This window comes from Vibrio barjaei, from assembly GCF_001639065.2.
Taxonomy (GTDB): Bacteria; Pseudomonadota; Gammaproteobacteria; order Enterobacterales; family Vibrionaceae; genus Vibrio; species Vibrio barjaei.
The window spans coordinates 1-12,251 of the sequence record NZ_LQXO02000009.1 but is presented as its reverse complement, the minus strand read 5'-3'; the positions used below and the strand labels follow the sequence as shown (position 1 = coordinate 12,251).

Genomic DNA, 12,251 nt, shown 5'->3' with positions numbered 1-12,251 from the left:
GGGATTGCTCGTCTCTAATTTGGAGGCGGCGTAGCCAGCCAAGGAAAAGCTGGGTAATTAAGGTGTGAGTTATGGGTTATTTTTTAAGACGTTTGTCATTATATGCAGTAGCGCTATTAGTTGCGGCTACTATCAACTTTATTATTCCAAGGGCGATGCCGGGCGATCCGGTCACTATGATGTTCGCTCATACAACGGTGCAAATTACACCAGAGCGTATCGCAGCAATGAGAGAGCTGCTGGGCTTTGTTGACGGTAATTTATTCGTTCAATATCTAACGTACATGAAGAACATTTTAAGTTGGGAGCTTGGTGTTTCGGTTCAGTTCTTCCCATTAACCGTCAGTGAACTGTTAGGTGGCGCATTCGGTTGGTCACTGTTTCTGGCGGGCACCGCTGTCGTAATGTCTTTCTCTATCGGCTCGGTTCTTGGTATTTTCGCAGCTTGGAAGCGCGGTTCTCGTTTCGACACATTCGTCACCCCTGGAATGCTCATTATTCAGGCAATTCCACCTGTGGTTATTGCCATGTTAGCCATGTTCATCTTTGCGATTGGCCTGAAATGGTTTCCAACGGGCTATGCGTATACTCCAGGTACCATTCCTGAGTGGACTAGCTGGGCATTTATCAAAGATATGCTTTATCACGCAGCGCTTCCCCTCTTCTGCGCCACAATCATTCAAATCGGTGGCTTTCTAGTGAACATGCGTAACAACATGATCAACTTGTTGGGAGAAGACTACATCACCATGGCTCGCGGTAAGGGCTTGAGTGAAAACCGCGTAGTATTCAACTACGCAGCACGTAACGCCCTCCTGCCAAGTGTTACCGCGCTTTCTATGGCGTTGGGTATGGCGATAGGTGGTCAGTTAATCGTCGAAATCATCTTCAACTATCCGGGACTTGGCAGTGTCATGCTAAATGCGATTCATGCTCGTGACTATCAAGTACTGCAAGGACAACTTCTTATTATGACACTCTTTATGCTGTTCTTTAACTTAGCTGCAGACATGTTGTATGTCGTACTAGACCCACGTCTACGCAAAGGAGGCAAATAGTCATGAAAGGTTTTCTCTCTTTAGTTTGGCGCAACACGACTGCGCGTATCGGACTTATCATCATCGGCTTATTTATGTTTGTGGCCATTGCCGCACCTCTAGTCACCAAACATGCACCAGACAAGCGTACGGGTAACCCTCACGAATACCCATCAGCGGTGGTTAAGTTAGCAAAGGCTAATCCAGACGGCTGGGTTGCGCAAAATCTAGCGGATGATCGTAGAACGTTACTCATGTCCAAAAAGGCAGATCATGTATTGGGAACCACGCGTATGGGTCGTGATGTATGGTCTCAAGTCGCTTACGGCGCTCGCGTATCACTGATGGTTGGTTTTAGTGCTGGCATAATCGTGTGCGTGTTAGCCACGGTAATCGGAATTTCCGCGGGCTACTTTGGCGGTCGTGTTGATAGTGTACTGACCTCGGCAATGAACATCATGCTGGTGATTCCGCCCTGGCCTCTTCTCTTTGTTGTTGCTGCCTTCGTTGGTGAAGCGGGGCCAATGACCATCGCGGTCGTTATTGCCTCCATCTCTTGGGCATGGGGAGCAAGGGTTATTCGTGCACAAACCTTATCACTTCGAGAAAAAGAGTTCGTAAAAGCGGCTGAGGTACTTGGTGAATCACGACTACGCATCATTTTTGTTGAGCTGCTACCAAACCTAATCTCAATTGTTGGTGCAAGTTTCATCGGCTCAGTGTCTTACGCCATCTTGATGGAAGCCATTATCTCTTTCTTGGGTATGGGCGATCCAAACACCATCAGCTGGGGCATCATGCTTTATAACGTACAAACTTCCTCAGCCATGCTGATTGGCGCATGGTGGGAAATTCTAGCTCCATGTATCGCGTTGACTCTTCTTGTTACCGGTTTAGCACTGCTTAACTTTGCCGTCGATGAAATTGCCAACCCGCAACTTCGTTCTCACAAAGGCCTTAAACGCTGGAAGAAAATCGCAGAACAAGACAAACAGGAGCGCGAAGTACAAGTCGCGCCACAAAATGCACTTTGGAGCGGAGATCGTTAATCATGTCAGAACCACTAATTTCAGTCCGCAATTTGTGCGTAGATTACATTACTGAGGCAGGTGATGTCCGAGCGTGCAACAATGTTAGTTTCGATATAGGTAAAGGCGAAGTGTTTGGTCTTGCAGGGGAATCTGGTTGTGGCAAATCAACCGTTGCCTTCTCACTAATGCGCTTGCACAAGCCACCCGCGTTTATTTCAGGTGGAGAAGTGATCTTCAATGGCGAAGATATCCTTCAATACAGTGATGATCGTATGCAAACCTTCCGCTGGAGCCAAATGTCTATGGTGTTCCAAAGCGCCATGAACGCTTTGAACCCTGTACTGACAATGGAAGAGCAATTCTGTGACGTTATTATGCGCCATACCAATATGACTCGTGAACAGGCCGTAAGACGTGCTCAAGGCTTATTGGAGATTGTTGATATTCATCCGAGTCGTCTAAACGACTACCCGCACCAGTTTTCTGGTGGTATGCGTCAGCGCTTAGTGATTGCGATTGCTCTCGCCCTCAATCCGAAAATGATCATCATGGATGAGCCAACCACTGCGCTTGATGTGGTTGTACAGCGTGAGATTCTGCAAAAGATCTATGCCCTCAAAGAGGAGTTTGGATTTTCGATCTTGTTCATCACCCACGATATTTCACTTATGGTGGAGTTCTCAGATCGCATTGGGATCATGTATTCCGGTGAGCTTATTGAAGTCGCCCCTTCACAACAGATTTTAGATTCACCTTACCACCCGTACACAAAAGGGCTGGGAAGTTCATTCCCTCCTTTAACAGGTCCCAAAACCAAGTTAACGGGCATTCCAGGTAATCCACTAAACCTGTTGGAGATTCCACAAGGTTGTCGTTTCCAAGCACGATGCGATCGCGTTCATGAAACGTGTACTCGCGTACCAACAAAGTTACGCCAAATTGAACCAAACCGTTTTTCTAACTGCCACTTATATGGCGACACCATCGCTGTATCGCAAGAGTTGTCATAAGCAACCAGCAACGAACTGAGCAAGTTATACAAGGAATTTCTGGAGAAACATTATGAGCAACTATGGTGAACTGCTGATTGAAGGCAAAAATGTTGTCAAAGATTTCGCAATAAACAGTAATACGCTAAAACAACCAATGATGCGTGCTATCAATGACGTCTCATTCAAAATGTACAAAAGTCGCGGTCTTGCGGTGGTTGGAGAGTCAGGTTCTGGCAAATCAACAACGGCAAAAATGATCGCCAAAATGTATGCCCCAAGTGGTGGTGAAATTAAATATCGCGGCCGTGATATTCAAGAGATCAAAGCGCGCAGCGAATTGATGAAATACCGCGAAGGCGTACAGATGGTATGGCAAGATCCGTTTGGTTCATTAAACCCTACACACACGATCTTTCATCATATTGCGCGTCCACTGCTGATCCATAACAAGGTGTCGAAAAGCAATAAAAAAGAGCTAGAAGAGCGTGTGTACGATCTGCTCGAACAAGTGGGCTTGATTCCACCTAAAGAAACCGCTGCCAAGTACCCTCACCAGCTTTCTGGTGGTCAAAGACAGCGTGTCAATTTAGCGAGAAATATTGCGGTTGGCGCAGAAGTGGTACTGGCTGATGAGCCCACCTCTATGCTCGATGTCTCGATTCGCGCTGGCGTTCTCAACCTGATGGAAGAGATGAAGTTTGAGAAACAAATGTCATTGCTTTACATCACTCACGATATCGCAACCGCTCGCTATATCGCAGAAGATATTTCGGTGATGTATGTCGGCCATATGGTGGAATGGGGTGATACCGATGAGGTCATCGCAAACCCCCAGCATCCATACACTCAACTTCTTGTTTCTGCGGTACCGGATCCGAAGAAATCTATCCATGAGAAGTTGGAAGGTAATAAAGGCGAGATTCCACTCTGGACACCAGCCTCCGTTGGCTGCCCATTTGCAGGTCGATGCAAACACGCAACCAGTAAATGTACGGAAGCCTTGCCGCCAGTGACCAAACTCGCCGACAACCATTTTGTACGTTGTTATCTCTACGAAAACTAATTAAACGCTCCTGTAATGGGAGCGCTTCTTCTCGACAGGTGAATGAAAAAACGATGCAATTGCTCACTAATCATATTGGCTATCAGGTAAACAATGCGAAACGCGCAGTGTTGATGTGTACTGATCCACATCAACAAGTGACAACTGCATATTTAGTTGATACGTATTCTGAAAACACCGTTCTAGAGCTCACACTCGAAGGCGGACAGTCTGTCGACAACTGGCATTGTGGGGTGTTTTTTACTATCGACTTCAGTCAGTATCAGCAAGCGGGACGTTACTACCTTCGCTACCAGTCCGTTCGCTCTCATGATTTTGTTATTGAAGAACATAACCTATTAACGCGCAGTTTTTCTGATGTCATTCATTATTTCAAATCTCAACGCTGCGGTGGACAATTCGATGAACACGATAGGCAAGCGCGTATTATCGGCAGCGATGAAACCGCCGATGTGCACGGTGGTTGGTATGATGCTTCTGGAGATGTCAGTAAATATCTAAGCCACCTTTCCTACGCCAATTACCTCAATCCACAGCAAACCCCAATGGTGGTTTGGAATATGCTGAAAGCGGACGATCTTCTGTACGCACAACAAGACGCCCCAAATTTTGTGCGTGCACGTTTACAAGAGGAAGCGCTTTACGGCGCCGAGTTTCTTGCTCGCATGCAACATAGTGACGGTTACTTTTACATGACCGTGTTTGATAAGTGGAGCAAAGATGTCGAACAGCGCGATATCTGTGCCTACGAGACTCAATTAGGTCACAAGAAACAAGACTATCAAGCTGGTTTTCGACAAGGTGCTGGCATCGCTATTGCCGCTCTTGCCAAAGCGAGTCAATCTGAGTCGGCCACCTCTTCCCAAGCCGCGAATTTTATTGAGCTAGCCCAAAAAGGCTATTGGCACTTACAAGAACATAATACGCAATATCTCAACGACGGTATTGCTAATATCATTGATGAGTACTGTGCACTGCTGGCGACGGTCGAGCTTTATAAAGCGAGCGGTGAAGACCTTTATTTAGATCAAGCGAGAATCTGGGCGGACTCATTAGCCTTGCGGGCTAAGGCCGACGACAACTACGATTTCTTCTGGTCTAGTGATTGTGACGGTTCTCGCCCGTTTTACCACGCTGCTGAAGCTGGATTACCTGTCATTGCATTAGCAGAATATCTTGCTATTGAGGCTAACCTAGAACGTCAGCAACGTTTCATGCAGTTAGTCACACAAGCCTGTCAATTTGAACTGACCGTAACCGCTGAAGTATTTAACCCCTTTAGCTACCCAAGACAGTATGTAAAAGGCGTTGATGAGCCAAAACGCTCTGCCTTTTTCATTCCACATAACAACGAGTCTGGCTATTGGTGGCAAGGTGAAAATGCCCGTATTGCCTCTCTCGCATCCATGGCCTTTATTGCCAAGGACGTTGTCTCTGACAGTTCATTAAAGCAACAGCTAGAGAGCTATGCTATACACTGTCTGGACTGGATCTTAGGGTTGAACCCCTATGACATGTGTATGTTAGACGGTTACGGTTTTAATAACCCCGACTATCTACCAAAGCTTGGATTCTTCAATGCCGCTGGGGGTATCTGTAACGGCATTACTGGCGGCTTTGACGATGAACGAGATATTGCATTTAACCCCAAAAATCAAAAGGACGACATGCTGCAAAACTGGCGTTGGGGTGAGCAGTGGATACCTCACGCTGCATGGTACCTGTTAGCGGTGGCATTAAAACATAACGATAGCCGAGGTGAGCACCATGGCTAGATTCATCGCAGGGATCGACGGTGGCGGCACCTCATGTCGCGCCAGAGTTCTGGACAAAAACGGCACGATCATCGGCGAAGGAAAAAGTGGTAGCGCCAACATCATGTTAGGTGCCAAGGTCGCTTTAGATTCAATCATCGAAGCGATCTCCATTGCGCTGACACAAGGTGGTTTGGATAACTCCTACTTAAACCAAGTCGATGTGGGTCTAGCACTAGCAGGCGCAGAGCATAAAGCCAGTTACCTCGCTTTTCTATCGACCCCACATCCATTTGCCAGCATCACTCTAAATACCGACGGCTACGGTGCATGCTTAGGCGCTCATAAAGGCAAAGATGGCGCCATCATGATAGCGGGTACTGGCTCTGTTGGACTGTTTATTTCAGGTACAACGCAGCACGTCGTTGGTGGGCGCGAATTTCCGATTTCTGATCAAGGAGGCGGTGCCATCATGGGGTTAAGGTTGATTCAAGATGTGCTGCTTATTCAAGACGGAATTTTGGATTCATCTCCTTTGGCCGACATCGTGATGACGCATTTTAACAACGACATCGACAATATTGTTGAATGGTCAAAGACCGCTCTACCTAGAGATTACGGTCAGTTTTCACCGCAGATTTTTGAGTATGCCTACCTCAATGATCCTCTTGCAAAAAAACTACTGATGCAAACCGCCGGTGATATTGAGATGTTTCTTACCACTTTGCATCAACGCGGGGCAGAAAACATCTGTTTAATGGGCAGTATTGCCGAACGTATTTTTGAGTGGTTATCGCCAGCAGCGCAACGTTGGATAGTGTCTCCGAAAGGAGATGCAATGGACGGTGCGTTGATGATGGCAGGACAGCCAAGTCACAATCTTTACGATTGAGGTATATCTATGGACTTTCGTATCGACCTAGCAGTGATTGAAATCTTACCCAAAGGCAGCCGTTTTGGGCTAACACTGCATAACCTTTCTGAAAAAAGTGTGGCTAACTGGCAACTCAATTTTGCTTTCGACAGACATATTGAGCAAGCCAGTTTATCTCATGGAACGCTGACGCAAGTAGGCAGCCTATGCACTTTATCGATAAACAGCACGCCACTTTATGCCAACAACCATTGCTACGTAGAGTTTGCTATTGCTACATCGCCATTCAAACTGCTCTCTGATGGTATAAAAGAAGCGTACCTGACCACAGATTCCGGTACGCAGTGCACCGTATCTGTGTCACCGATTGTGTTGAAAGAAGCGATCGACCAACCATCCGAAGTACCCAGCGTCAAAACAGCAAGACATAAGCTCATTCCAGAGCCGATGTCAGCGAACTTTAATAGTGGTGTCTATGAGCTAACTCGTTATAGTCAGATAACCGTCGACAATACAGAGTTTCAATCTGCTGCCAATTGGTTAGCCGAAGAAATAACTCGCTTGTTCAGTATCGAATCCAAGTCCATTGGTCAGCAAGATATTCATTTTAGGCACTCACCAGTGCTGGATACTGAAGAATATAAACTGATCGTCAATGATAACGGTGTGGTCATCGAGTCAACCAGTCAGTCAGGCTTTATCTATGGTGCTGCGACCTTAATTCAATTGATGGATTTTGATGCGGCGCGCCATACTCTCTACATTCCTTTCTGCCAAATTCATGATAAGCCTCGTTTTGCTTATCGTGGAATGATGATAGACAGTGCGCGTAGCTTCCAATCGGTTGAAGACATCAAACGTCTTATCAACCTGTTTGCTCATTATAAATTGAATACCTTCCATTGGCATTTAACGGATGATGAAGGATGGCGTGTTGAGATAAAAGCGCTACCTGAGCTCACTGAGATTGGCGCTTGGCGAGGCCCAAATGAAACCCTTGAGGCTCAGTTCCATCATATCAATCAGCGTTATGGCGGATTCTATAGCCAAGAAGATATTAAGGACGTCATCGCATTTGCAGCACAACGCGGCATCCAAGTGATTCCAGAAATCGATATTCCAGGTCACTGCCGTGCCGCCATCAAGTCATTACCACATATGCTGGTTGATCCTGATGACCGCTCTATCTACCGCAGTGTCCAACATTACAACGACAATACGCTGTCGCCAGGTATTGATGGCACGTATCGCTTCCTTGATATCGTCTTAGAAGAGACTAGCGAGCTATTCCCTGCTCCTTACGTTCATATTGGTGCAGATGAAGTGCCAGTGGGTGTTTGGGAGAAAAGCCCAAGTTGCCAAGCTTTAATGGAAACTCACGGCTACAGTAGTTCTAAAGAGCTGCAAGGTCATTTACTTCGTTACGCCGAAGACAAACTGAAGTCTCTGGGTAAACGCATGCTGGGTTGGGAAGAGGCACACTTTGGACACAAAGTCAGCAAAGACACCGTCATATACTCGTGGCTAAGTGAAGAAGCTGCCATTAACTGCGCCAAACTCGGCTATGACGTCGTACTGCAGCCGGGTCAAACCACCTATCTAGATATGGCACAAGATCACTGCCCAACAGAGCCTGGTGTTGATTGGGCAAACGTCATCACACTGGAGCAAGCCTACCTATATGAACCTCTCTCTGAGCTGAGCTCCAATGACCCAATCAAAAAGCGAATACTAGGGATGCAAGCTGCGCTGTGGACTGAAATAGTCAGCCACCAGCAACGCCTAGATTACATGATATTCCCCCGACTACTCGCTCTAGCAGAGACCGCTTGGGGTCTAGAGAGTCGAAAAAACTACAGCGCCTTTTTAGCCAGGCTGAAAGCTCACCTTAGCTTATTGCAACGCCAAGGTGTTCATTATCGAGATCCTTGGACTCATACCGAGGAACCTGAAAACGCGCATCACCAGACGAACAACAATAACAACGATAAAATTTAATTTCCCCATAAGGATATAGACATGCAATACGGCTACTTTGACAACGAGAATCGTGAATACGTCATCACTCGTCCCGATGCTCCTGCGCCATGGACCAATTACCTTGGTACTGAAAAATTCTGTACGGTGATTTCTCATAATGCCGGTGGCTACTCGTTCTACAACTCACCAGAGTACAATCGAGTCACCAAATTCAGACCAAATGCAAGCTTTGACCGCCCAGGGCACTATGTGTACTTACGCGATGATGAAACCGGAGACTACTGGTCTATCTCTTGGCAGCCTGTAGCAAAGAGCCTCGACGAGGCTCAATATGAGGTTCGTCACGGTCTTTCATACTCGAAATTTAAGTGTGACTATGCGGGCATTGAAGCAACCAAAACCTTGTTTGTTCCTAAGGGTGAGGATGCTGAGGTTTGGGATGTTGTCATTCGTAATACCAGCAATAAGCCTCGCACTATCAGTGCCTTTTCTTTTGTTGAGTTCTCATTCAGTCATATCGCCTCTGATAACCAAAACCACCAGATGTCACTTTACTCAGCAGGCACCAATTATAGCGATGGTGTGATCGAGTATGACTTGTTCTACAACACCAACGATTTTGAAGGCTTCTACTACCTAGCATCAACCTTTGATCCCGATAGCTACGATGGTCAAAGAGACAATTTTCTTGGTGCTTACCGAGATGAATCGAACCCTATTGCCGTTGAACAAGGACGTTGTTCAAATCATACGCAAACCTGTTATAACCATTGCGGCTCGCTGCATAAGCAATTCACTATTCAGCCAGGAGAAGAGGTTCGATTCGCTTACATTCTAGGTATTGGCAAGGGCAACGGGGCCAGACTTCGCGCTAAATATCAAAACCTATCTGAAGTGGATAGTGCCTTTGAGGCCATCAAAGCTCACTGGGAGACACGCTGCGCGAAATTCCAAGTCAGCTCTCCGAATGAAGGCTTAGATACCATGTTGAATACTTGGACTCTGTACCAAGCTGAAACCTGTGTGGTTTGGTCTCGCTTTGCTTCATTTATCGAGGTGGGAGGTCGCACTGGCTTGGGATACCGAGATACGGCCCAAGATGCCATGGCCGTCCCTCACTCTGCTCCTGAAATGACTAAAAAACGCATTGTCGATCTGCTTCGTGGCCAAGTTAAGGCTGGTTATGGTTTGCACCTGTTCGATCCTGATTGGTTCGATCCAGAGAAAGCGGACGTTAAACCTTCTAAATCCCCGACGGTAGTACCAACCCCTAGCGATGAAGATAAGATCCACGGTATCGCGGATACCTGTTCTGATGACCACCTATGGTTAGTGCCAACTATCTGCCGCTATGTGATGGAAACTGGCGAGATGGATTTCTTCAATGAAGTCATACCTTACGCAGATGGTGGTGATGCCACTGTGTATGAGCATATGAAAGCAGCGCTTGATTTCACAGACAAACATGTTGGTGCTACTGGTATTGCAAAAGGTCTGCGTGCTGACTGGAACGACTGCCTCAACTTAGGCGGAGGAGAATCTTCCATGGTGGCGTTCCTTCACTACTGGGCGCTACAAGAGTTTGTCGACTTAGCTCGTAAATTGGGACAACTTGACGATGTGGCGCACTATGGACAGATGGCGAAAAAAGTTCAAGATGCCTGTGAGACTCACCTTTGGGATGAGGAAGGTGGCTGGTACATCCGTGGTATTACCAAAAATGGCGATAAAGTCGGAACCAACGAACAGACCGAAGGCAAGGTTCATTTAGAATCAAACACTTGGGCGGTAGTGTCAGGTGCGGTCTCCGAAGATCGCGGTAAGAAAGCTATGGATGCGGTCGATGAATACCTCTATTCCGATTACGGCTTACACCTCAACGCACCATCTTTCGCCACTCCTAACGACGATATTGGCTTCGTCACTCGGGTTTACCAAGGGGTAAAAGAAAACGGGGCAATATTCTCTCACCCGAATCCATGGGCTTGGGTCGCCGAAGCCAAGTTAGGGCGCGGTGATCAAGCGATGAAGTTCTATGACGCTCTAAATCCGTATAACCAGAATGACATGATTGAAACTCGTGTTACCGAGCCGTACTCCTATGTGCAATTTATCATGGGGCGCGACCATCAAGATCATGGCCGCGCCAATCATCCATGGTTAACAGGTACCTCAGGATGGGCTTACTTTGCCGCGACTAACTACATCCTTGGGGTTCGCTTAAGCTTTGATGGTCTTGTCGTTGACCCGTGCATTCCAACAAGCTGGCCAGAGTTTGAAGTTACTCGTGAATGGCAAGGCGCGACTTACCATATCAAAGTTACCAACCCCAACCATGTCAGCAAAGGCGTCACAAGTATCACCTTAAACGGTGACGACATTGAAGGTGCTATTCCTGCGCAACCTACGGGTAGCGTTAACCAAGTCAACGTTGTTCTCGGCTAATCAACAGCCTGAGTTGACCATAATAATGAGCCCTACGGGGCTCTTCTCAAGGAGCAATGTATGATCAAATTTGGAACAGGTGGGTGGCGCGCTTTTATTGGTGAAGAGTTCACTCGTGATAACGTCAAACTGGTAGCGCAAGCGCTGGCTAACATCATCAATGATGAAAACGTCGCAGAACGAGGATTTATCATCGGCTATGACCGACGTTTTTTATCGGACAAAGCAGGCCGCTGGTTTGCCGAAGTACTAGCCGCGAACAAAATTCCAGTGCACTTTATCAATAAATTTGTACCAACGCCCATCGTTATGTTTAAAGCCAAGAGCATGAACTGCGCTTACTCGGCTTGCATCACCGCATCTCACAACCCTGCTGATTACAACGGCATTAAAGTGTTTATTGAAGGTGGTCGCGATGCCGATGAAGTGATTACAGAAAAGATAGAGTCTCAAATCGCGACCTTAACTGCTACGGAGGTAAAATCTGTCGACTTCGAGCACGCCGTGGACAAGCAACAGATCATCGAAATAAACCCTATGAACGAGTTTGTCGATTCAATCATTGAGCTTATTGATATTGAGTCCATTAAAAAAGCCAATCTACGCGTGTTGATCGACCCTATGTTTGGCGTAGCCAAAAATGCACTACAAACTGTACTGATTAATGGTCGCTGTGATGTCGATGTGATTAACGATGGGAAGAACCCTGATTTCGGTGGGCTTATGCCATCCCCTAGCGCCGCAACCCTATATCGCTTAAAACACTTAGTGGCAGCAGAAGGATACGATATTGGTATTGGTACTGATGGCGACGCTGATCGCTTAGGGATTATTGACGAGAAAGGCAACTTCATTCACCCCAATGAAGTCTTGATGCTGCTTTATTACTACCTTCTAGAATACAAAGGCTGGAAAGGCTCAGTAGTGCGTAACATCGCCACAACTCACCTACTCGACAAAATCGCACAGAGTTATGGTGAAAAAAGCTTTGAGGTTCCCGTAGGCTTTAAGCACATCAGTGCCCAAATGGAGGCTGACGACTCGTTAATCGGCGGTGAAAGCTCCGGCGGGTTAA

9 protein-coding genes are annotated in these 12,251 nt (G+C 46.8%); all 9 read left to right on the top strand.

Annotated elements, in window-relative coordinates:
* Window positions 1–71: 71 nt before the first annotated feature.
* Entirely contained in the window at window positions 72–1,058 is a 987-nt protein-coding gene (locus tag AWH66_RS04640; protein ID WP_006075062.1) for an ABC transporter permease, read from the top strand.
* 2 nt (window positions 1,059–1,060) lie between these two features.
* Window positions 1,061–2,086, top strand: a complete 1,026-nt coding sequence (locus AWH66_RS04635) for an ABC transporter permease (RefSeq protein ID WP_063605894.1) — start codon at window positions 1,061–1,063, stop codon at window positions 2,084–2,086.
* 2 nt (window positions 2,087–2,088) lie between these two features.
* Complete coding sequence (locus AWH66_RS04630) at window positions 2,089–3,078, top strand: ABC transporter ATP-binding protein (RefSeq protein WP_006075060.1); 990 nt, start codon at window positions 2,089–2,091, stop codon at window positions 3,076–3,078.
* 52 nt (window positions 3,079–3,130) lie between these two features.
* Window positions 3,131–4,123 (top strand): ABC transporter ATP-binding protein, encoded by a 993-nt coding sequence (locus AWH66_RS04625; RefSeq protein WP_063605893.1) that lies wholly within the window; start codon window positions 3,131–3,133, stop codon window positions 4,121–4,123.
* Window positions 4,124–4,176: 53 nt separating this feature from the next.
* On the top strand, window positions 4,177–5,898 hold the full coding sequence (locus tag AWH66_RS04620; protein ID WP_063605892.1) for a glycoside hydrolase family 9 protein: 1,722 nt from the start codon (window positions 4,177–4,179) through the stop codon (window positions 5,896–5,898).
* Complete coding sequence (locus AWH66_RS04615) at window positions 5,891–6,769, top strand: glucosamine kinase nucleotide-binding domain-containing protein (RefSeq protein WP_063605891.1); 879 nt, start codon at window positions 5,891–5,893, stop codon at window positions 6,767–6,769. Before AWH66_RS04620 ends, AWH66_RS04615 begins: the two co-directional genes overlap by 8 nt.
* 9 nt (window positions 6,770–6,778) lie before the next feature.
* Window positions 6,779–8,749 (top strand): beta-N-acetylhexosaminidase, encoded by a 1,971-nt coding sequence (locus AWH66_RS04610; RefSeq protein ID WP_063605890.1) that lies wholly within the window; start codon window positions 6,779–6,781, stop codon window positions 8,747–8,749.
* A 21-nt stretch (window positions 8,750–8,770) separates the two neighbouring features.
* Window positions 8,771–11,176: a glycoside hydrolase family 94 protein gene (locus tag AWH66_RS04605; protein ID WP_063605889.1), complete on the top strand. Its 2,406-nt coding sequence runs from the start codon at window positions 8,771–8,773 to the stop codon at window positions 11,174–11,176.
* Window positions 11,177–11,236: 60 nt separating this feature from the next.
* Window positions 11,237–12,251: phosphohexomutase domain-containing protein (locus AWH66_RS04600; RefSeq protein WP_071487843.1), on the top strand; the 1,015-nt coding region annotated here is incomplete at its 3' end.

What these genes read in the sequence shown, in the direction of transcription:
- AWH66_RS04640 (WP_006075062.1), top strand. Translation starts at nt 72, where the DNA reads ATGGGTTATTTTTTAAGACGTTTGTCATTATATGCAGTAGCGCTATTA.
- AWH66_RS04635 (WP_063605894.1), top strand. Translation starts at nt 1,061, where the DNA reads ATGAAAGGTTTTCTCTCTTTAGTTTGGCGCAACACGACTGCGCGTATC.
- AWH66_RS04630 (WP_006075060.1), top strand. Translation starts at nt 2,089, where the DNA reads ATGTCAGAACCACTAATTTCAGTCCGCAATTTGTGCGTAGATTACATT.
- AWH66_RS04625 (WP_063605893.1), top strand. Translation starts at nt 3,131, where the DNA reads ATGAGCAACTATGGTGAACTGCTGATTGAAGGCAAAAATGTTGTCAAA.
- AWH66_RS04620 (WP_063605892.1), top strand. Translation starts at nt 4,177, where the DNA reads ATGCAATTGCTCACTAATCATATTGGCTATCAGGTAAACAATGCGAAA.
- AWH66_RS04615 (WP_063605891.1), top strand. Translation starts at nt 5,891, where the DNA reads ATGGCTAGATTCATCGCAGGGATCGACGGTGGCGGCACCTCATGTCGC.
- AWH66_RS04610 (WP_063605890.1), top strand. Translation starts at nt 6,779, where the DNA reads ATGGACTTTCGTATCGACCTAGCAGTGATTGAAATCTTACCCAAAGGC.
- AWH66_RS04605 (WP_063605889.1), top strand. Translation starts at nt 8,771, where the DNA reads ATGCAATACGGCTACTTTGACAACGAGAATCGTGAATACGTCATCACT.